Source organism: Limoniibacter endophyticus, assembly GCF_014652835.1.
Classification (GTDB): domain Bacteria; phylum Pseudomonadota; class Alphaproteobacteria; order Rhizobiales; family Rhizobiaceae; genus Limoniibacter; species Limoniibacter endophyticus.
In genome coordinates, this window is the sequence record NZ_BMZO01000001.1 from 460866 (window position 1) to 480967 (window position 20102).

Genomic DNA, 20102 nt, shown 5'->3' on the forward strand with positions numbered 1-20102 from the left:
TCAAGCGAATGAGCGAGCAATCATGCCTTTACCGCAGACGACACGGCCCAGATGGCGGCCTTGGCGAGCTCGTGACCTTTTTCCTTCATATGGACTGTGAAGAAGGTACGGTGTGTTTCATGCTCATGAAAATGATGAGGCGTCAGAACGGCCGACAGCACTGGCACATCCGTTTCTAGCTGCACGCGCATCATGCCGTCGATGACGGCGGTAGCAACGAAGTCATGACGATAGATGCCACCATCGACGACGAATGCCGATGCCGCGATGGCTTCGTAGTTTCCGGTCAGAGCCAGGCGCTTGGCAAAGAGCGGAATTTCATAGGCACCCGGCACCTTGTAGAAATCGACGGCGATTTTGCCCTGCGCGGTAATGTCGGCGGAAAATGCCTGCCAGCAAGGATCGAGAATATCTTCATGCCAGGAAGCCTGGATGAAGGCGATACGCTTCGTCCCATTGGCGGCTTCGAAGGTCTTGGCGGGAGTTAGTTGATTCATGATGGCGTCCTCTCTTTATGCCGTGACATGAATCAGGGCCGACGGACGCCGTGCCGGAAAACTACCGGCAATGCCATACCGATCTCTTTCATCCGGACTTTAACCGTCGGCTCCGGAGTTACACCGGATCTGCCGCCTTTATTGGAAGGCCGCTCGCGGGCTTGTGGTGGACCACTTACCGCCGGTGGGGAATTTCGCCCCGCCCTGAGATCGCCTGCAAGATGCAGGCACCCTTCCCTAACGCCTCAAGCACCCTCGAAACAAGCCAGTTCTTGTGATCACACTGTTCGCTTTTCTGATCATGCGCAAAAATCTTGAGCAAGCAAGGAACGGAAGCGAGACGGCGCCGTTCCTGATGCAGCACGAAACAGGAGGCCCAGATGGCTGAAACACGTTCCGAAGATATTCAGGCAGCACTCGAAAAGCAGGTTGCAGAACTGAAGCGAGAGATTGCACGCATCAGCAAGTCTATGTCGGACCGCAGCTCGGAAGGCTATGACAGCCTGCGGGATCAGGCCGATCATGCTTATCACGAAGCCACCCGTCGTGCCCGCCGTACCGCGGCGCAGGTTCGCGATCAAGCTCACACTGTAACGGAAGCTGTGCGCGAAAATCCGGGAACCGCCGCGACACTCCTCACTATCGTAGGCGTTGTGGGCCTCGCAGCTGGTATCCTGATCGGCCAGAGTCAGCAACAGGAACAGCGTCGCCGCTGGTATTGATCTCCCAAGTGGCAAAGTAGCGCGAAGTCGTAGCAGACCTTGAGGGTCTCCGCTTCGCAAAAAGGGGATGGCACCGCCCCCGTTGCCATCCCCTTTCCATATCTCACGCCCCCGCGAGATATGTTTTCCTCAACGCGCCGAACGGATTGTCGTGATCTTTGCGGCCTCGGGGTTGAGCGCCACTGCCGGAGCGCAATTCTTGCTCGGGCTTTGGGCTGCCGCAACGCCCGAAACAGCAAGATCAAGTCGCGTCGTCACGGTATTGATCGCAACGCCTCCTGAAAGCGCCCCATCCACAACATCCGCTGAAAGCGAACCGCGCCCCACGTCCCCGGAATAGATGCGTGAAATTTCCGCGGACAAATGCGCCGTACGGTAGAACAGCAGACCGGAGATAACGCTGCCAACTGGTGCCTGGCCAATTCCGTCCGCCCCACCTGCGGTGAAGGCCACGAGACGCTCTCCGCCGCGCAAGCCGCTTACCGCGTCAATCATCTTGCCATCCATATACCAGCGCAGTTCATCACGAAGATGATTATAGACCAGCGCATGCTGGTGAGGCACCCCGTCGGTCGCGGGGAGATCGCTTTCCATCAGAACGCGGTCGCTGCCCTCGGCGAGAACGCGATAGCGGTCCCCTGCTACAAGACGCAGCGGCTTTTCCTCACCACCCTCAACATAGTTGAACGCGGTGACGATCTTGTCTTCATGTACCATATCGGCCGCGGGAACGGCAGGTTTGAAGGTTAAGATAGCAGTAAAGGATCGTGGGCGATAAAATGGCGCGATGCGCACTGCGGGTCTGGTGGGAGACGTTTCCGAGATTGTCCACGCTCCGCATTTGTCCGCGCTTACCGGACGACGCGAACTGGTCTGCACCGCCATGTCGAGCATACCAATATCCACGGCGTCGAAATAGGCTTCGTGCGCCACGTCGTTGCCGTGATAATTGTCAGGCGTCAAACCAGGCATAAAGCCGAACGTATCCGTTGCTGCTGTGCCACAGAACGACCAGCGCAATATACCGTTTGCATCCATGGCGCGCCCGACCTCGAACTGCGCCACGCGCGCGGCATTATCGCCTACAGAGAGCGGGGAGTCGCAAATGACTATAGGCACGGCACCGATCGCGCGCACCTTGCGCACCAACGTCAAGGCATCATTGATATAGCTTTGCGCCCTCTCCTTGGGCGTCTTCCCGACTTGATTGGCCCAGCCGGTCGCAAGAATCACGAAATTGGGTGCATGTGGCACGACATCCGTGTCGAAGCGCTTCAGGCTGTCCGCCGTATTCGTGCCGCCGATAGAGCGATTGATAACGGTTGCGCGGCCGGCGAGCGCGGCTCTGAACCGTCCCGCCCAAGATGAAGGCGGACTGTCCCAGCCGTTTTCAGCCGTGGGATCATGCTTCCACATACTCGTGCCGCAACCCGCCGCCGTCGACGATCCAAAGATGACGATGGTGCCCAATTGCCTGTCGGTCCTGACCTTCAACGGCGCCTCTCCAGGAAGCGGCACCTTCAGCGGTGCCCCGCTCTGCATCGTCTGTGCATTTACACCCGACGTAATGCCATTGACGGCAAGCGTAGTAAATCCAAGTCCGAGGCCCTGAAGAAGCAGGCGTCGCGACAAGACCGATCGCCCGGTCGAAACATGCTGTGCACTCACGTTGACCCGTCTCCAGATGGGAGGAATTCGACATCGAGGAAGCAGCAAGAAAAGATCACAGCATATTACGACGCGCAACCTGAATTTATAACGATTTAGTTCAATAAACCGCTGCTGGATGAAAACAAATTTCCGTTTTATCGGGGTGGAAAAGCAACTCGGAGTTTCCGGCGCCTCCAACGCAGCCGCAGTGTTTCTCTAAAGAAGCTTTAACCTGGAGATAAAAAAATCCCGCAGGCAGGGAAGCCTGCGGGAAACTGGAGGGGGAACGGACAGGCCGGACGGGACAAGGGTGGGTGCCATTCCCAAGGCCAGGTGGGAAATCGGGAAAACCGCGCCTGTGCCCTATACCGTCGCGCCCGATTGACACGACCTGTCTGAGCTAAAGAAATGCGGAAGACAGCCGTTGGTTCCATGGCATCCCTCAGCCCGCATTCCTTGCGTCAGGCCCCCATGTCATGGGCGTCTTTGGAATCTGCTGGAGCCTCGTCGCGTTCACCCATGCCGTAGTCGCGAATCACCTGCGCGACGCGCAAACGGTAATCGCGAAAGACACCACCGCGCCCTTTCGCCTGAGCCGTCCGATGCAATCGCGTACTACGCCAGCGTTGCACCGCCTCCTCCGTCTCGAAGAAGGAAAGCGAGAGCATTTTGTCCGGGTTAGTCAGACTTTGAAAGCGCTCGACGGAAATGAAGCCCTCGATCGTCTCCAGTTCCTCGCGCAGGGTCGCAGCAATCGACAGATAAACCTGGCGGTTACCCTCTGCGGGCAAAACCTCGAAAATGACGGCAATCATTTCCTCTCTCCATGCGGGACGGACGCGAGCTTGAGAAACGTTCTGTCCTCACGCAACAGGAATTTCTCTCGCTGCGCAAATTCATAATTCTCCCGCCCCAGCGGATCGGCAGCCAAGCGTTCGCGATAAGTCTCGTAGGCCGCGAGGTTCTCTATATTGTAGATGCCATAGGCAAGCGTACTCGATCCTTCGTGTGGCGCAAAATAGCCAACCAGCTCGGCGCCACAACGCGGGATCGCCTGTCCCCAGTTGCGTGCATAAGCAACGAACTGCTCTTTCTTGGTGGGATCGATCTCGTAGCGGATCACGCAGGTCAACATTCTTCGGTTCCTCGTCATTTCGATACGTAAACCCTACCGGATTGCGGAACGCGAATGCTTCGATTATGATCGAACTATGAAAGAAGGACCAGACATTGCGCATGTGGCGAACCTGATCGGCGAACCCGCGCGAGCCAACATCCTTTCCGCATTGATGACGGGTAAGGCGTTGACGGCAAGCGAGCTGGCGCAGGAAGCTGGCATTTCGCTGCAGACGGCAAGCTCGCATCTCTCCAAGCTCGAAGTGGGCGGGCTGATTGCGCCACGCAAGCAAGGTCGACACAAATATTTTTCTCTTTCCAGTGACGATGTTGCGCATGTGTTGGAAGCTTTGATGGGTCTTGCTGCCCGCACCGGTCATCTGCGCACGCGCACGGGTCCACGAGACGCAGCCCTGCGCGAAGCCCGCGTCTGTTACAACCACCTTGCCGGGGAGATGGGCACGCGGCTCTTCGATACGCTGCTGGAGCGCAAGCTGCTCTCGCAGCAGGGTAGCGATCTCCATCTCACTCAATCTGGCACAAGGTTCGTTACAGATTTCGGCGTCGATCTCGTTTCCCTGCGGGATCACAAGGCTCCTCTCTGCAAAGAATGTCTCGACTGGAGCGAAAGGCGCTCTCACCTCGCCGGCAGTCTGGGACGGGCCTTTCTCACGCGTATCGAAACGCTTGGCTGGGCGAAGCGCGACCGTAAAACGCGGATCGTTTCCTTCACACGCCAAGGACGATCGTCCTTCGAACGGCTGCTGGAAGATTGATTTTCCAGTGAACACCGACCCCGCGGCACATTCCTATGTGACTTCTTTGCTCAAAGACGCTAAAGCGCGCTTGGCCGCCAGCAAGGTGGCAGATCAAAAACACCAAGGTTGAAAGACAATGTCCGGTTTCAAGTCCGATTTTCTGGCGACGCTTTCGCAGCGCGGCTTCATTCATCAGGTCTCCGATGAACGTGGTCTCGACGAACTCTATGCCAAGGAATCGGTCCCGACCTATATTGGCTTCGACCCCACGGCCTCGAGCCTGCATGTCGGTGGTCTGATCCAGATCATGCTGCTCAAATGGCTGCAGGAAACCGGCCACAAACCGATCGCATTGATGGGCGGCGGCACCGGCATGGTGGGTGATCCTTCCTTCAAGGACGAAGCGCGCAAGCTGATGACGCTCGATACGATCCAGTCGAATATTGACGGAATCCAGCAGGTCTTCTCGAAATACCTGAAATTCGGCGGCGACAAGTCCGATGCCCTGATCGTCAACAATGCCGACTGGCTTGCCCCGATCAACTACCTCGAATTCCTGCGCGATGTCGGCCAGCATTTCTCGGTCAATCGTATGCTTTCATTCGACAGCGTGAAGCTGCGGCTCGAACGCGAGCAGTCGCTGAGCTTCCTCGAATTCAATTACATGATCCTGCAGGCCTATGACTTCGTCGAATTGAACAAGCGCTACGGCGTTCGTGTACAGATGGGAGGCTCGGACCAGTGGGGCAATATTGTCAATGGCATAGATCTTGGCCATCGCATGGGCACGCCACAGCTCTACGCCATCACCACACCGCTTCTGACGACCTCTTCAGGCGTCAAGATGGGTAAGTCCCTGGGCGGAGCCGTCTGGCTTAATGCCGACATGCTGGCCCCCTATGGCTTCTGGCAGTATTGGCGCAACACCGAGGATGCCGATGTCGGTCGCTTCCTCAAGCTCTACACGATGATGCCGCTGGACGAGATCGAGCGCCTCGCATCGCTTGGCGGCGCGGAAATCAACGAAGCCAAGAAGATCTTGGCGACCGAGATCACCGCGATGCTGCACGGTCGTGAAGCGGCGCTGGAAGCAGAGGAAACCGCCAGGAAAACCTTCGAGGAAGGTGCCCTGGCCGACAACCTTCCCTCCATCGAAGTCTCGACCTCCGAACTGAAATCGGGCCTTGGCGTCCTGGCGCTTTTCGTGCAGGCTGGCCTTTGCGCCACCAATAGCGAAGCGCGTCGTCAGGTCAAAGGCGGCGGCGTTCGTGTCAATGACAAAACTGTCTCCGACGAACGTGCGACCTTGACTGATGCAGACCTTACCGATGGCGTCATCAAGCTCTCGCTTGGCAAAAAGAAGCATGTTCTGGTCCGCCCGATCTAAACGTAAAGCCGGCGTTCCTTGTCAGGCGCGCCAGCCTTACTTATTTCTGGAGAGCAGAAAATACGGAGCGAGCAAAAATGAGCACGCCAGACATTATTGTCTCCGGAGCCGGCCCTGCCGGTATGCTCTGTTCTCTCATTTTGGCACAAGACGGTTTTCAGGTCGCCCTGATCGGCCCCGAAGCCAAAGCCGATCGTAGAACGACGGCGCTCATGGTGCCGGCTCTGAAAATCCTTGAAAAGATCGATATTCTTGATGCTCTGCGGCCTCAGGCACAGCCCATGCGCTCGATGCGCATTCTTGATGCGACCAAGCGCCTCGTGACGAGCCCGATTGTCACCTTTCAGGCCGCTGAGATCGGGGAGGAACAGTTCGGCCTCAACATCCCGAACAATGTTCTGCTTTCCGTCTTGCAGGAGAAGGTCGAGACGCATCCGAACATCCGGCGCGTCAAGAGCCTTGTTGCGGATTGGACACTTGATGAGAGGATCGTCATCGCCTCCACGGAAAAGGGCGAGCGGATCGAAGCGAAACTCGCCATCGCCGCCGATGGGCGCAACTCCCCTGCCCGCACGGCCGCTGGCATCTCCATCAAGGTGCGCGGCCATGATCAGTCTGCGCTTGTTCTGAATTTTGCCCACACGCGCGGACATGGCGCGACCTCCAACGAATTCCACACACCGTCCGGCCCCTTCACTCAGGTGCCGCTGCCGGGCAATCGCTCTAGTCTCGTCTGGGTACTGCGCCGTGACGAGGTGGATGCCATCGCAGCCCTTGACGACGCTACGCTTTCACGGCGCGTCGAAGAGCGCATGCAATCCATGCTGGGCCGTGTCACCGTCGAGGACGGCCGTCAGGTCTATCCGCTGAGTTCCGGTCTTCCCGATCGCTTTGCCGCCAGACGCGTAGCGCTCGTGGGTGAAGCCGCGCATTACTTCCCGCCCATCGGCGCTCAAGGGCTCAATCTCGCTTTGCGCGACATGGTCGACCTTCTCGACATGGTGAGAGCTAATCGCGTTGATCCGGGATGCAATGCGGCTCTCACCGCTTATGATCGCAGGCGTCGCCCCGACGTGACCATACGCGCGGGCGCGGTCAACATGCTGAACAGCTCGCTTCTTTCCTCCAGCCTGCCATCGCAACTGCTGCGCACGGTCGGACTCTCGGTTCTCAATCGCGTCTCCCCGCTACGCAGCTTCTTCATGCGCGAAGGTTTGCGTCCCGGCAGCGGACTCTCCGGCTTGCTTGCGGATATCCGCGATCAATTGCGTGGATAGCGGCTCAAATCGAAGCTGTTTCCTGAGTTTGCGCTTACGGATACTCCCCGCGATAAAATCATGCGTACATAATTTAGCTCTTCTTAACCAATAGGAAGGAAATGCAATTGCACAATTGATGATTGCAATTTTATCGCCGGGGCGCATCATGGATGTCCGGCAGGAGTAATTGGAACAACGCCATGGGACAGATCGTAACGGCCAAATTCAGCATCGGCGACATCGTACGTCACCGTGTCTTCCCGTTTCGCGGCGTGATCTTCGATGTCGATCCTCAGTTCGACAATACGGAGGAATGGTATCAGGCTATTCCGGCCGAACTGCGCCCGCGCAAGGACCAGCCCTTCTATCATCTGCTCGCCGAAAACGCTGAAAGCGAATATGTCGCCTATGTATCCGAACAGAACCTGACGATCGATCGTTCCGGCGTACCGCTCCGCCATCCGCAAATCGCCGAGTTCTTCAACACGACGAGCGATGGCCATTACGAGCCACGCCAGCGTATCTGCAATTGACGGCAGGCGAATTGCACTCAACCGCTCCGCTCAGGCGCGAAGTGACTACCGTGCCCCGCTTGCCTTTTCGAACGCCTCGACCGCGCTGACGATATTCTTGACGATCTTGCCACGCCATTCAGGGTCGCGAAGCAGGCTTTCGTCTTCCTCATTCGACAAGTAGCCAAGTTCCAGAAGCACGGATGGAACATCCGGGGCGCGCAGCACACGGAAGCCGGCATAACGATGCGGATTATTGATCAGCGCCACCGAGTCTTTCATTTCACCGATCAGCGTGCGCGCAAAGCGGATCGAAAATGAATGGGTCTCGCGTCGGATGAGATCATAAAGAATATCGGCAATCTGGTGGCTTTCATCAGCCACTTCCATCTGCCCAAGAGAATCCGAAAGATTTTCACGCGCCGCCAGCGCAGCCGCCTCGGCATCCGACGCCTTGTCGGAAACGGTATAGACAGTTGCGCCACGAATACCCTCCTGACGGATCGTATCGGCATGAATGGAGATGAAGAGATTGGCCTGCTGTTCGCGCGCTATCTTGATCCGTTCGTCCAGTCGCATGAAACTGTCGTCCGAGCGTGTCATCTCGACTTTGTATCTGCCTGTCGCTTCCAGCGCCTTGCGCAGTTCCAGTCCGACGGCAAGGGTAATGGTCTTTTCGATCGTGCCACTCTTGCCTACTGCCCCCGGATCGATGCCGCCATGCCCCGGATCGATCACCACCGTGAATTTCTTTGTTGAGCGGGGAATACGATCCTGCTTGGGCGTCGAGGTCGCGGCGGTCGTCGTTGCCTGGTCAGACAGACCCGTTTCAAACTCATGTAGCGTCGCCTTGCGAAGCTGCATCGTCAGCCTGTAGCCATCCTCACCGGCGGGGTCGACGGTCACGTCCTTGACCAGGAATGGCTCTTTCAGCACGACGAGCACGCGAGAACGGTTCGGACCGTGACTGCCATAGCGGATATCCTTGGCTATGCCACGCGCCTTCACACCCTCCGGGTCGAGGGCAAGGTGTGTATTGGAAAAGTCGACGACAAGACGATAAGGCGAGCGCAGTGAGAACCAATGCGGCGCCGGCTCCTTATCGAAGGTCATTTCGAGCGTAAGCTCATCGCCTTGCGCCCTGGTTTTCAGATCGTATAGAGTGGACCGGCCTTCATTTGCCTGCGCATGCACGCCGCCCGCGAACAGGATGAAAAACAGAAGCGCCAAGGCGCGCCATACGATGTTTGCTGAACGGACCATACGCAACCCGCGACCGATGCTCTACTTTTACAATTGCCTCGGCATGTATTCCAAGGCGTTCATTTCCACAGCTAGGCGATTATGGTTAATCATTGGTTGAGTAGTATCCGCCCGGACTTGCGCCGGCTTATGCTGCTTCCCTAGCTTCCCTTGTGCACGCCCTACGCAAATGCCTGTTGCAAACAAGCGTTTATGCCCATAAAAGCAATGATGGACACTCGGAGATCCGGATTCGTTCGGAAGCCTTATCATCGACACGATGTTCTCGTAACATCTTGTTTCGATTGGCTTCTCTAGACTGGAGCCCTGTCCTGACAGATTTCTGCAAAGCGGCGTTCCCGCGTTTTAGGGACAGCTTTGAGCAATAATGAGGCAGAAATTTCTGCCAGCTCTGGAAAAGAGCAAACAGCTGGTCCGGGTCAATCCGGATCTGAATTGAAACGGTTCCGTCAGGTATGACCATGACATCGAGCGTGAACACGAACTGGACGGGCGAAAGAAGTTTCCTTCTTCGCGCACGCCATAGCGTGGCGCAGCGGTCTACCGGAACGGGCTTTACTTTATCCGACAGCGGCCGCGCGACGGCGAGATTTTCCATGCCGCGAGGCATACTTGCGCTGCGTCCCCCTGTCGGGGAGACCCCTTATAATGCCGAACAAAATGCTAATAGATGCCTCCCACCCGGAGGAAACGCGGGTCGTCGTCACACACGGTAACCGCATCGAAGAATTCGATTTCGAGTCACAGGACAAGAAGCAGCTCAAGGGCAACATCTATCTTGCCCGCGTCACCAGGGTAGAACCCTCGCTTCAGGCCGCATTCGTGGAATATGGCGGCAATCGCCACGGCTTCCTGGCCTTCTCGGAAATTCATCCCGATTATTACCAGATCCCGCATGCGGACCGTCAGGCATTGCTGGAAGCAGAAGAAGCCGACAATCGCGAAAACGGCGATGATGAGCTTGAATCGGATCAGCCCGTAGAGGCAACCGCCGTCGCTTCTGGAGAAGCCGATGGCGAGGGTGAAGAAAAAGAAAACGGTCGTACGCGTCGACGTCGCCGGGCGCGCCAGGGCAAACGTCGCGGCAATGAGGAAATGCAGGCTTCCTCCGAGAACGGGACAGAAGAAGAGGGCAAGGCAATTGCCGATGCTGGAGATGCCGGGATCGCCGAAGGCGATGCCAGCGACGAAATCGGCTCGGAAGAAAGCGGCGATCCCGATGTAATTGCAGCTGAAGTCGAACATGATTCCGTCTCAGAACCCGTCGAGCCAGTAGTCGAGAACGGCGACGACGACGATGATGAGTCCGACGAAGGCAGCGCCAAGGACGCAACCGACCAGGTAATTGAAAGCGTCGGTGCCGAAGACGTGATTGAGGAAGCGCGCGAGCGCCGCAAGCCTCTACGCCGTCATTACAAGATCCAGGAGGTCATTAAGCGCCGTCAGATTCTGCTCGTGCAGGTCGTCAAGGAAGAGCGGGGCAACAAGGGTGCAGCGCTGACCACCTATTTGTCGCTTGCCGGACGCTACTCCGTTCTGATGCCGAACACGGCGCGCGGCGGCGGCATTTCGCGCAAGATCACCAATGCGCAGACCCGCAAGCGCATGAAGGAAATGGTGCAGGAGCTGGATGTGCCGAAAGGCATGGGCGTGATCCTGCGCACCGCCGGTGAAAACCGTACCAAACCTGAGATCAAGCGCGATTATGAATACTTGATGCGCATGTGGGATACGGTGCGAGATACCACGTTGCAATCGACCGCCCCTGCCCTCGTCTATGAGGAAGGCAGCCTGATTAAGCGTTCGATCCGCGATCTCTATAACAAGGATATCGACCAGATCCTGGTCAGTGGCGAAGAAGGCTACAAGGAAGCCAAGAGCTTCATGCGCATGCTCATGCCGAGCCATGCAAAGGTCGTCCAGCCGTTCCGTGACACCGTCCCGATTTTTGCCCGCAGCGGTATTGAAGCGCAGCTCGACAAGATGCTGCAGCCGCAGGTCACACTTAAATCGGGCGGCTATATTATCATCAACCAGACTGAAGCTCTGGTTGCGATTGACGTCAACTCGGGTCGTTCCACCAAGGAACATTCGATCGAAGACACCGCACTCCAGACCAATCTGGAAGCGGCGGAAGAAGTGGCGCGCCAGCTGCGCTTGCGCGACCTTGCGGGCCTCATCGTCATCGACTTCATCGACATGGAAGAAAGCCGTAACAATCGTGCGGTGGAGAAGCGTCTTAAGGATTGCCTCAAGAACGACCGGGCTCGCATCCAGGTTGGTCGCATCTCGCCCTTTGGCCTGCTAGAAATGTCGCGTCAGCGCATTCGCGCCAGCGTGCTCGAAAGCACGATGAAGGTCTGCCCGCACTGCGGCGGCACCGGACACGTCCGTTCGGACTCGTCGGTTGCTCTGCTCGTCGTGCGTGCGATCGAGGAATTCCTGCTCAAAGACTCGCGCAGTCACATTACAGTACGCACGCCGACAGAAACCGCGCTCTATATCCTCAATCACAAGCGCGCCAGCCTGGTCGACCTCGAGAACCGCTTCCTCGTGCAGATCACACTCGAAGCGGATGAGACGCTCGGTACGCAGCATTATGCGATCATCCGTGGCGCCTCGGCAGACAAGCCGGAAGGTTGGACCATTCCAACCATGACGGCCGAGCCTATCATAGAGGAAGATGAAGACGACAATGTCGTGATCGAGCCGTTCGAAGGCGAACTGGAAGTAGCCGGGACCGACATCGAGCAACCCGCGGCCGCTGGACCTGACGAAAACGGCGAAAATGGTGGCAAGCGCCGTAAGCGCCGTCGCCGTCGCCGTGGTCGCGATCGCGACCGCGAGCAGCAGAACGACGAGAATGGCGCAGTTGAAGCATCGTCGGAAGATGCCGAAGATAGCGACCAAGATGCCGAATCATCCGAGGTCGAAGTCGAAACAGACACGGAAACGGATAAGGAAAGCGGCAAGAAGCGTCGCCGCGGCAAACGCGGTGGCCGTCGTCATCGCCAGCCGGATGAGGCTGAAACCGCGCAGGAGGCTGTCGAAGGTATCGACGTGACCGAAAGCACCGTGGAAAACACGGATGCACCAGTCGAAGCTCCGTTGGTCGCATCGGAAGAAAGTGCTGCCGAACCGGCTGCCGAAGAGGAAGCGCCGAAGAAGAAGCGCGCCACTCGCTCGCGCAAGAAGGCAGCCGAGGCAGAAACCGTCGCTGAAGAAGCACCTGTTGAAGCAGCCCCGGAAGAAGAGGCACCCAAGAAGAAGCGGGCGTCACGCTCCAGGAAAGTTGCCGAAACGGAGGCTGTGAGCGAGGAAGCGTCTACTGAAAAGCCTAAGCGTAAGGCACCTGCCCGCAGAAAGAAGGCGGAGACGGCCGAGGAAGCGGTTGCCAGCGACACTGTCGCCGCCCCCGCCGAAACGGTAGAGGCCACTCAGGCAGAAGTGCCAGTCGAGCCGGAAGCACCTGCCCCGCAGGAAGAAACAGCGCCAGAAGCACCTTCAGAACCGGTCATTTCGTCAAATGGTACGCAAGCTGAAGGCGAGCAGAAGCCCAAGAAGGGTGGCTGGTGGCAACGCCGCGGCTTCTTCTAGTAATCGCCCCCTGTCGGATCGACCAAGAGCGGCGGCAACGCCGCTCTTTTTCATTGCAGTAATTAATTTATCAGATGGTTCATTCTAGGTATATTCTGCAAGGAAAAGCGGTGGCCTAAACATTTCTGGTCCATTAAGCTTCAGCCGATCGTGATATTGGCGATCATCAAGTGATCAAGAGAAAAACATCCAGGGGCGTCTCCAGATAGACTACACACGATGCTTTCCTTTTGGCATAAAGTCCAATGATCTATTTTACGCGCGTTAGATCAAAGATCTTTGAATGCGCTCTGGAAAGACAAATGGGATTTTCTCGAGTTCTTGTCTCATTGAACGACGAAGGCTTCGTGTAAGTCGATGAGCGAAGTCAACGCATTTGAAATAGATACGCATGCCGGGGGCGATCCAGTTTCTGCAACAGCGTCTCCAAGCTCCCGAGTTACGTCTGATGACGCCATTACCTATGCATCATATGATAAGGCCGGGTGGAAGTGGCCGCAGAACCTCGCTATCGTACACACACCGGTTTCCATGCAGATCGAGTGGCAACCCCATGTGGAGAGATGGACGATCACTCAGCTTAAGAACATCTGGGACAATGGTGGCAGTGTTCTTTCTGCTTATGCCGGTCCGTCAGCGGCGACGCCGTGCCTGCCCTTGTCCTCATTGCATATGATTGAAATTTCCGTCGCGGGGTCATTAGTGGCAGCGCCACGCCGCCCGCGCCCACACCATTACTGATATCTTCAATCCCTCCGGACGAAATTCGATGCTACCGGGGAGACTTGGAACATGGAGTTTCTTAATCTAAGCGCAGACGTTTTTGCGCATGAAACGGGTGGCACCGCTCATACTTCCGCAGCATGTTTTACACATGGAGGAGTGCTATGATTACGGAAGCGCAACGTGACGACTGGCTAGACATAATCGAACAACGTGACAAGACACATCGCGGGCAGATTTTCCACGGGGTTCGGACGACGAAAATCGTTTGCACACCCGGTTGCCCTGCCCGAATGCCGAAGCGCGAGAACATTCTCTTATTCGAAACGCTGGATACGGCCTTTCAGAACGGATTTCGAGCCTGCAAAAGATGCAGGCCCGAAAAATAATATCAAATATTTCAAATATCTAGCAGGCTCTCCTGAATCACTCTCTCAGGTCCTTGAATCATGCTCTGAAGAATGAAATCCAAGTTCACCGTCCGGGCAACGCCTCATACAAGCGCGCGGCAGCGAGCATCTCACCCTTCTTATATGCCCGGCGCTCGGCCGCCTCGGCATCTTCGCCCCAAAGCCTGATATTCCAGTCCTCATCCACATGGGCTGCCTCGAAGGCCTCGTCGGCAGAAAGACGGCCATTGGCCACCGCCAGGCCGAGCATAACCGAGCCGGTCAATGTGGTCATGACATGCACGCAGGAGAGCAAAAACGGATCGCGCAGCGAATTGATTTCTGCTGCGATGGCTGCGATCGTCTCACGCGGCTGCGCGACATGCATGATACCCTCGACCACAAGGAGCTTCGCGCCAAGAGCTTTTGCCGCCCAGTCGAGCACCGGCTGCCATGCCTTCGCCTGCGCGACGGCAAGCCCGTCCGGTCCTTCGGCGCGATAGCAGAGCAGATCCGTCTCGGAAAAGCGCACCAGATCAGCAACGACGCCATCGACATCGGCGCTTACGCCGTCAATGGCGGAATTGACGATACGCGTAACCGGCATCGTGGACGGGTCGATTTCCTTTTTCTGGGCATCGAATTCTTCGGCCACAAGAATAGCCGCAGCTTCAGAAGGAAGCGCCAGTAGGTTCTTCGTCGGCGTACGCAACGGCTTGCCATCGAGCAATACGCGATAAAGTCCGGCTTCGTCTCTTGCGACAGACGTTTCCTTGTAGAAGCGCTTGGGCAGCGGCGCACGCATGTTGATCTGCGCCTTTTTCATGGGGTTATCGCGCGGCTCTATTTCCAGCCCTCGCGCACCCTGAGGCTCAACGCCGTTCTCTTCCTTCACATTGTTCATCGCTCGTCTCCAGCGCCTTCCTCGAATCCGAGGAGATTCCAGCTCTGCACCATATGCGGCGGCAATGGAGCAGTGACATCGATGGTTCCCTTTTCGGGGTGGGGGATGATGATGCGTCGCGCGTGAAGGTGCAGACGCTTCTGCATCCCGCCCGGAAAATCCCAGTTCGGATCTTGCGGGAAATATTTCGGATCACCGATGATCGGGCAATCGATCTCCAGAGCGTGCACGCGCAGCTGATGAGTACGCCCCGTATGCGGCTGCATCTCGAGCCATGTCAGCTTTTGGCCCGCATGTTCAATGACGCGATAGTGCGAAACCGCATGATCTGCGCCTTTCTCGCCATGACGAGCGACGCGCATGCGATCACCGTCATCTGTCGGCTCCTTGACTAGCCAGGACGAGATGGTGCCCTCACGCTGACGCGGAATGCCCTTCACCAGTGACCAATAGATCTTTTGCGTATCCCGCAGACGAAATGATTCCGCCAGCCGCATCGCGGCCAGCCGTGTACGGGCCACGACGAGAACGCCGGAGGTGTCGCGGTCGAGACGATGTACAAGGCGAGGCTTTTCGCCTTTCCTGTTACGGAAGGCCTCGAGCATGGAATCCACGCTACGCGTAACGCCAGAGCCACCCTGCACGGCAAGGCCGGAAGGCTTGTTGAAGACGAACACTTTTTCGTCCTCGTAAAGCATCATCCTGGAGAGAACATCGCCATCGCCCTGCGCCTTGATCGTGCGCACGGTCAGCGGGGCTCCGCTCAGCTTCTGATCGACATTCAATGGCGGCACGCGCACCATCTGGCCGGGCTGCACACGGCTGTCGGATTTGACGCGTCCGCCATCGACGCGGATCTGCCCGGAACGCAGCAGCTTCTGCAATTGGCCGAAGCCCAGCCCCGGATAATGCAGCTTGAACCAGCGGTCGAGCCGCATATCGGCCTCGTCCGCTCCAACCTTGATCTGTTCAACGCCTGCCATTTTTCTTGCTCTCAATTCTCACAAAAGGCTGCGGCCAAACCACAGCCCGGCGCAGAGCGCCAATAGTCCAAAAATAACGCTCACTGCGACATATGCCGCGGCAGCCATTTCGCGACCGTCCAACCAGAGATTGACGGTTTCCAGCGAGAAGGCCGAGAAGGTGGTATATCCGCCAAGAATGCCGGTGGCAAAGAACAGGCGCCATTCCGTCGAAGCCCCAAGCTTTCTCGCCAGCAACGCTGCGAAAAAGCCCATGACGAGCGAGCCGCTGACATTGACCGCCATCGTTCCCCACGGAAAACCCGGCCCAAACCAGCGCAGCAATACCATATTTGCCAGATGGCGCAGCCCTGCCCCAATGGCACCGCCTGCGCAGACCAGAAGCAGATGCATCATTATTCGGCCCGCTGGAAGATTACTCGCCGCGTTCTTCGCGCAACCTGGCCCAATAGTCCAGCCTTTTGCGAATATCGCGTTCGAATCCACGCTCTGGCGGGTCGTAAAACTTTCGCCGCCCCATGGCTTCGGGGAAATAATTCTGGCCGGAGAAAGCATCGGGCTGATCGTGATCATACAGATAACCGCGACCGTATTCCTCTTCTTTCATCAGCTTGGTCGGCGCATTCAGAATGTGCTTGGGCGGCAGGAGAGACCCCTGCTCCTTGGCTGCGCGCATCGCGGCCTTGAAGGCGGTGTAGACACCATTCGATTTCGGTGCCGTCGCGAGATAGACGCAGGCCTCCGCCAGCGCCAATTCACCTTCGGGCGAACCAAGATAATCATAGGCATCCTTGGCAGCGTTGCAGACAAGCAGCGCCTGTGGATCAGCAAGACCTATATCTTCGACAGCCATGCGCACCAGACGACGCCCCAGATAAAGCGGATCTTCGCCAGCATCGAACATGCGGCAGAGATAATAAAGCGCCGCGTCCGGGTCGGAACCTCGTACCGATTTGTGCAACGCCGAAATCAGATTGTAATGCCCGTCTTGTCCCTTGTCGTAGATCGGTGCGCGCCGCTGCACGATTTCCTGCAAGGTTTTTGCATCGAAAACCTCGTCTGTCGCCGCCGCACGCCAAACCTCTTCGGCCAGCGTCAGCACGGCGCGCCCGTCGCCGTCGCTCATGCGGATGAGCAGATCGCGCGCCTCCTCATCCAGCGGTAACTGACGCTCTTCCGCCTCCTCTGCGCGCGCAAGCAACCGCGCAAGGCTGTCCGGCGTATGGCTTTTGAAGGTGAGCACGCGTGCGCGCGACAAAAGAGCCGCATTCAGCTCGAAGGACGGATTTTCCGTCGTTGCGCCTACAAGGGTGATCGTGCCGTCTTCCATGACGGGTAGAAACGAGTCCTGCTGGGCACGATTGAAGCGATGAATCTCATCGACGAAAAGCAACGTCGCGCGACCGTTGGAGCGCCGCAAGCGAGCGGCATCGAACACTTTCTTCAGGTCGGCGACGCCGGAGAAAATTGCTGAAATCTGTTCGAAGGCCAACCCGGTTTCCCCGGCAAGCAGACGCGCGACCGTCGTCTTGCCGGTGCCGGGCGGCCCCCAGAAAATCATCGAGCCAAGTGAACCGGAGCGGATCATCCGCGTAAGCGCGCCATCCTCAGCCGTCAGATGTTCCTGGCCGACGACCTCGCCAAGCTGTGCCGGCCGCAACCGATCCGCCAACGGACGTGGCGGCTCGGTTCTCGCGTCTTTTTCCGGCGTTCCGAACAGATCCACCAAATCCTAATACCTCAAAATCTGGCGCAAGACCTGCCCATCACGGTCAACCGCGAAGCGCCACAGGCGCGTGTCGGCGCTGGTAATCTGCTGCAACTGCTCGACCGAGCCGATCTGCGTGCCGTTGACGTCGAGCACGATATCGCCGGGCCGGAAACCGAAGCGCGCCGACGGCGAGCCTCGTTCCGTTTCCAGAATGACGACACCCGTACGCGAAGCCGACTTGTTCAGTTGCTGTGCAAGACGCGGTGAAAGCGCAGCAACCTTGGCTCCGGCAAACGGGCTATCACCGGAAAGCACGATTTGGTTGGCGGAATCGCCTTCGGGAGCGCGCTCCGTCGTGATCTCCATCTCCTGTTCGTCACCATTGCGCACAACGGTGAGCCTGGAGGTCGTACCCATCGGCCGCGTGGCCAGACGATAGCCGAGCGCATCGACATTATCGATAGGCTGCCCATCCATCCCGGTAACGAGATCACCAGCCTGCAGCCCGGCTTTCTGAGCTGGACTTCCTTCCACGACGGAGGCAACCAGCGCGCCATGCGGACGGTTCAGGCCCAACGATTCGGCGATCATCGCCGTGACGGGAGCAAATTCCGCGCCAATATAAGGACGCTCGAAGAAATCGTCGCCACGCTTGGCCGCTTCAACAACGGCGGCAACGAGGTTCGAGGGAATGGCGAAGCCTATGCCGATCGACCCACCGGAACGCGAGAAGATCGCCGTATTGATGCCGATCAGCGATCCATGCATGTCAATCAACGCACCGCCGGAATTGCCGGGATTGATGGCTGCATCCGTCTGAATGAAGAAGCCGAAATCCGTGATGCCGACATGACTGCGCGCGAGGCCGGAAATAATGCCGGAGGTCGTCGTCTGTCCGACGCCAAAGGGGTTGCCCATCGCAAGGACCAGATCTCCGACCTCCAACGCATCGGAATCGCCGATGCGCAACACCGGAAATTCTTCCGAGCCGGCGATCTTCAGGATCGCAAGGTCCAGCGATTCATCCTTCAACACGACCTGGCTATCGAATTCCCGGCCATCGGCAAGCGCCACCTTGATCTTGTCGGCATCGGCGATCACGTGGTTATTAGTGACGATAAAGCCACCCGCATCTACGATGACCCCCGAACCGAGAGAGGACCGCTGCCGCGGCGCCATCTGCTGGCGGCCAAAGAACTGTTCGAAGAAAGGATCGCCTGCAAAGGGTGAGCGGCTGGGACGAACCTCCTGAGAGGCATAGACATTGACGACGGCTGGCGCCGTCTCGCGCACCAATGGAGCGTAGGAGAGCGTTACCTCTTCCCGCGAGAACGGCACGCGTTTATCAGCAGGAGCTGTAGTATTGCCTCGCAGGAGATCCGATAATTGTCCAACAACGCCCTTGTTCTGCTCCTGTGCAACTGCCGGTGCAAAGGCAACATTCGTGGCGAGAATAGCGAAGAAAACTGCCTTGGTGAAACGCATACCGAATCCCTGATTGAAAATCATTTCCTATCTTGGTCACGATTTAGGAAATTGGAAGGCGCGTTCAAAGTGGAAGCGGCAAGAATTAAGTCTTATCAGCGGCTTTCATTTCCGGCACAAAATTGTGACACTGATTGAATTGCCGCAATCTTCCCATAGAAAGATGGAATCAGACATTCGCGCGGAGGCCACGATGCCCGCCTATAATTATCCGAAGATCGCATCATCCGAGATCACGCCGGAACGCTTATTCCTCAATAGGCGGCATTTCATGGCCGTTATGGCCGGGGGAGCGGCAGCAGGTCTGGTTGGCACCTCTGCACAGGCAGCGCCGGCGCCTCTTTCCTTCACAGCGGGTTCCTTCGGGACAGACGAGAAGAAAACGCCCGAGAAGGACGTGACGAATTACAATAATTTTTACGAGTTCGGCACAGGTAAAAGCGATCCGGCCAATAATTCCGGTTCTTTCAACCCGCTTCCTTGGACTATTGAGGTCGGCGGCCTTGTCGCCAAGTCCAGGACGTTCGATATTGATGACCTTCTGAAGCTACCACTGGAAGAACGCGTCTATCGCATGCGCTGCGTCGAAGCCTGGTCGATGGTCATTCCGTGGATCGGGTTTCCGCTTTCGGCTTTGCTCGACCAGGTCGAGCCACTGGGAAGCGCGAAATATGTCGCCTTCGAAACAATAGTACGTCCCGAGGAAATGTCGGGCCAGAAAGGTTATTTCCAGGCGCTTGATTGGCCCTATCGCGAGGGATTGCGGCTGGACGAGGCGCGTCATCCACTGACCATTCTCTCCGTCGGACTTTACGGCAAGACGCTGCCCAACCAGAACGGCGCACCTATTCGCCTCGTCGTGCCTTGGAAATATGGCTTCAAGGGCATCAAGTCGATAGTCAAGATCACGCTTACGGAAGAGCAGCCGGAGAATACCTGGAAGATGCTGCAATCGTCGGAATATGGCTTCTATGCCAATGTTAATCCGGAAGTCGATCATCCTCGTTGGAGCCAGGCCACGGAAAATCGCATAGGCGAAGGGGGATTCTTCGGCGCGAACCGCCGGGACACGCTCATGTTCAACGGCTATGCCGAGCAGGTCGCAAGCCTTTATGATGGCATGGACTTGCGGGCCAATTATTGACC

General features: G+C 57.3%; 19 protein-coding genes and 1 riboswitch. Of the genes, 9 read left to right on the top strand and 10 right to left on the bottom strand.

What is annotated here, in order from left to right; all coding sequences use genetic code 11:
- Positions 1 to 20 precede the first annotated feature (20 nt).
- The gene (locus tag IE151_RS02300) at positions 21 to 497 is read right to left on the bottom strand and encodes a 6,7-dimethyl-8-ribityllumazine synthase (protein WP_189487446.1); all 477 of its coding nucleotides are present in this window, start codon (positions 495 to 497) and stop codon (positions 21 to 23) included.
- Between the two features lie 76 nt (positions 498 to 573).
- A riboswitch (FMN riboswitch) is annotated at positions 574 to 713 on the bottom strand.
- Positions 714 to 877: 164 nt separating this feature from the next.
- Here IE151_RS02300 and IE151_RS02305 point away from each other — a divergent pair.
- Positions 878 to 1219: a DUF883 family protein gene (locus tag IE151_RS02305; protein ID WP_189487448.1), complete on the top strand. Its 342-nt coding sequence runs from the start codon at positions 878 to 880 to the stop codon at positions 1217 to 1219.
- Positions 1220 to 1348: 129 nt separating this feature from the next.
- On the opposite strand, the gene IE151_RS02310 is transcribed toward IE151_RS02305, so the two are convergent.
- From IE151_RS02310 to IE151_RS02320, 3 genes are all read right to left on the bottom strand, one after another.
- Positions 1349 to 2887, bottom strand: coding sequence for an SGNH/GDSL hydrolase family protein (locus IE151_RS02310; RefSeq protein ID WP_189487450.1), 1539 nt, complete (start codon positions 2885 to 2887; stop codon positions 1349 to 1351).
- Positions 2888 to 3330: 443 nt separating this feature from the next.
- Positions 3331 to 3684: an antibiotic biosynthesis monooxygenase family protein gene (locus IE151_RS02315; RefSeq protein WP_189487453.1), complete on the bottom strand. Its 354-nt coding sequence runs from the start codon at positions 3682 to 3684 to the stop codon at positions 3331 to 3333.
- Positions 3681 to 4004, bottom strand: coding sequence for an NIPSNAP family protein (locus tag IE151_RS02320; protein ID WP_189487454.1), 324 nt, complete (start codon positions 4002 to 4004; stop codon positions 3681 to 3683). The genes IE151_RS02315 and IE151_RS02320 overlap by 4 nt, the downstream gene beginning before the upstream one ends.
- A 76-nt stretch (positions 4005 to 4080) precedes the next feature.
- Here IE151_RS02320 and IE151_RS02325 point away from each other — a divergent pair, with 76 nt between their 5' ends.
- The 4 genes from IE151_RS02325 to hspQ all read left to right on the top strand — a co-directional run bounded on the left by IE151_RS02325 (position 4081) and on the right by hspQ (position 7922).
- Positions 4081 to 4761, top strand: a complete 681-nt coding sequence (locus tag IE151_RS02325; protein ID WP_189487456.1) for an ArsR/SmtB family transcription factor — start codon at positions 4081 to 4083, stop codon at positions 4759 to 4761.
- Positions 4762 to 4879: 118 nt separating this feature from the next.
- Complete coding sequence (gene tyrS / locus IE151_RS02330) at positions 4880 to 6130, top strand: tyrosine--tRNA ligase (protein ID WP_189487458.1); 1251 nt, start codon at positions 4880 to 4882, stop codon at positions 6128 to 6130.
- Positions 6131 to 6207: 77 nt separating this feature from the next.
- Positions 6208 to 7407: a UbiH/UbiF family hydroxylase gene (locus tag IE151_RS02335; RefSeq protein ID WP_189487461.1), complete on the top strand. Its 1200-nt coding sequence runs from the start codon at positions 6208 to 6210 to the stop codon at positions 7405 to 7407.
- A 182-nt stretch (positions 7408 to 7589) separates the two neighbouring features.
- On the top strand, positions 7590 to 7922 hold the full coding sequence (hspQ, locus tag IE151_RS02340) for a heat shock protein HspQ (RefSeq protein WP_189487463.1): 333 nt from the start codon (positions 7590 to 7592) through the stop codon (positions 7920 to 7922).
- Between the two features lie 45 nt (positions 7923 to 7967).
- Here hspQ and IE151_RS02345 read toward each other — a convergent pair whose 3' ends face one another.
- Positions 7968 to 9164 (bottom strand): N-acetylmuramoyl-L-alanine amidase, encoded by a 1197-nt coding sequence (locus tag IE151_RS02345; RefSeq protein WP_189487465.1) that lies wholly within the window; start codon positions 9162 to 9164, stop codon positions 7968 to 7970.
- Between the two features lie 648 nt (positions 9165 to 9812).
- On the opposite strand from IE151_RS02345, the gene IE151_RS02350 reads away from it, so the two are divergent.
- The 3 genes from IE151_RS02350 to IE151_RS17915 all read left to right on the top strand — a co-directional run bounded on the left by IE151_RS02350 (position 9813) and on the right by IE151_RS17915 (position 13873).
- Entirely contained in the window at positions 9813 to 12761 is a 2949-nt protein-coding gene (locus IE151_RS02350) for an Rne/Rng family ribonuclease (protein WP_189487467.1), read from the top strand.
- Between the two features lie 357 nt (positions 12762 to 13118).
- Entirely contained in the window at positions 13119 to 13502 is a 384-nt protein-coding gene (locus tag IE151_RS02355) for a hypothetical protein (RefSeq protein WP_189487469.1), read from the top strand.
- Positions 13503 to 13648: 146 nt separating this feature from the next.
- Positions 13649 to 13873: an Ada metal-binding domain-containing protein gene (locus IE151_RS17915; RefSeq protein ID WP_189487471.1), complete on the top strand. Its 225-nt coding sequence runs from the start codon at positions 13649 to 13651 to the stop codon at positions 13871 to 13873.
- Positions 13874 to 13958: 85 nt separating this feature from the next.
- On the opposite strand, the gene IE151_RS02365 is transcribed toward IE151_RS17915, so the two are convergent.
- From IE151_RS02365 to IE151_RS02385, 5 genes are all read right to left on the bottom strand, one after another.
- Positions 13959 to 14699: an ATP12 family chaperone protein gene (locus tag IE151_RS02365; protein WP_244636579.1), complete on the bottom strand. Its 741-nt coding sequence runs from the start codon at positions 14697 to 14699 to the stop codon at positions 13959 to 13961.
- A gap of 74 nt (positions 14700 to 14773) precedes the next feature.
- Positions 14774 to 15760, bottom strand: a complete 987-nt coding sequence (locus tag IE151_RS02370; protein WP_189487475.1) for an RluA family pseudouridine synthase — start codon at positions 15758 to 15760, stop codon at positions 14774 to 14776.
- A gap of 18 nt (positions 15761 to 15778) precedes the next feature.
- Positions 15779 to 16156 carry a fluoride efflux transporter CrcB gene (crcB, locus tag IE151_RS02375; RefSeq protein ID WP_189487476.1) on the bottom strand — a complete coding sequence of 126 codons (378 nt, stop codon included), beginning with the start codon at positions 16154 to 16156 and terminating at the stop codon, positions 15779 to 15781.
- 19 nt (positions 16157 to 16175) lie between these two features.
- Entirely contained in the window at positions 16176 to 17489 is a 1314-nt protein-coding gene (locus IE151_RS02380; protein ID WP_189487478.1) for a replication-associated recombination protein A, read from the bottom strand.
- A gap of 3 nt (positions 17490 to 17492) precedes the next feature.
- A complete protein-coding gene (locus IE151_RS02385; RefSeq protein WP_244636573.1) occupies positions 17493 to 18980 on the bottom strand; it encodes a DegQ family serine endoprotease in 1488 nt (495 codons plus the stop codon).
- Between the two features lie 169 nt (positions 18981 to 19149).
- Between IE151_RS02385 and msrP the strand changes: the two genes are divergently transcribed.
- A complete protein-coding gene (msrP, locus tag IE151_RS02390; RefSeq protein WP_189487480.1) occupies positions 19150 to 20100 on the top strand; it encodes a protein-methionine-sulfoxide reductase catalytic subunit MsrP in 951 nt (316 codons plus the stop codon).
- Positions 20101 to 20102 lie beyond the last annotated feature (2 nt).

Bases quoted from the DNA above. Each gene is read 5' to 3' on its own strand.
- IE151_RS02385 (WP_244636573.1), bottom strand. From the start codon at position 18,980: ATGATTTTCAATCAGGGATTCGGTATGCGTTTCACCAAGGCAGTTTTC.
- crcB (WP_189487476.1), bottom strand. From the start codon at position 16,156: ATGATGCATCTGCTTCTGGTCTGCGCAGGCGGTGCCATTGGGGCAGGG.
- IE151_RS02345 (WP_189487465.1), bottom strand. From the start codon at position 9,164: ATGGTCCGTTCAGCAAACATCGTATGGCGCGCCTTGGCGCTTCTGTTT.
- IE151_RS02315 (WP_189487453.1), bottom strand. From the start codon at position 3,684: ATGATTGCCGTCATTTTCGAGGTTTTGCCCGCAGAGGGTAACCGCCAG.
- IE151_RS02325 (WP_189487456.1), top strand. From the start codon at position 4,081: ATGAAAGAAGGACCAGACATTGCGCATGTGGCGAACCTGATCGGCGAA.
- tyrS (WP_189487458.1), top strand. From the start codon at position 4,880: ATGTCCGGTTTCAAGTCCGATTTTCTGGCGACGCTTTCGCAGCGCGGC.
- IE151_RS02320 (WP_189487454.1), bottom strand. From the start codon at position 4,004: ATGTTGACCTGCGTGATCCGCTACGAGATCGATCCCACCAAGAAAGAG.
- IE151_RS02300 (WP_189487446.1), bottom strand. From the start codon at position 497: ATGAATCAACTAACTCCCGCCAAGACCTTCGAAGCCGCCAATGGGACG.
- msrP (WP_189487480.1), top strand. From the start codon at position 19,150: ATGCCCGCCTATAATTATCCGAAGATCGCATCATCCGAGATCACGCCG.
- IE151_RS02350 (WP_189487467.1), top strand. From the start codon at position 9,813: ATGCCGAACAAAATGCTAATAGATGCCTCCCACCCGGAGGAAACGCGG.
- IE151_RS02355 (WP_189487469.1), top strand. From the start codon at position 13,119: ATGAGCGAAGTCAACGCATTTGAAATAGATACGCATGCCGGGGGCGAT.
- IE151_RS02365 (WP_244636579.1), bottom strand. From the start codon at position 14,699: ATGAAAAAGGCGCAGATCAACATGCGTGCGCCGCTGCCCAAGCGCTTC.
- IE151_RS17915 (WP_189487471.1), top strand. From the start codon at position 13,649: ATGATTACGGAAGCGCAACGTGACGACTGGCTAGACATAATCGAACAA.
- hspQ (WP_189487463.1), top strand. From the start codon at position 7,590: ATGGGACAGATCGTAACGGCCAAATTCAGCATCGGCGACATCGTACGT.
- IE151_RS02370 (WP_189487475.1), bottom strand. From the start codon at position 15,760: ATGGCAGGCGTTGAACAGATCAAGGTTGGAGCGGACGAGGCCGATATG.
- IE151_RS02335 (WP_189487461.1), top strand. From the start codon at position 6,208: ATGAGCACGCCAGACATTATTGTCTCCGGAGCCGGCCCTGCCGGTATG.
- IE151_RS02305 (WP_189487448.1), top strand. From the start codon at position 878: ATGGCTGAAACACGTTCCGAAGATATTCAGGCAGCACTCGAAAAGCAG.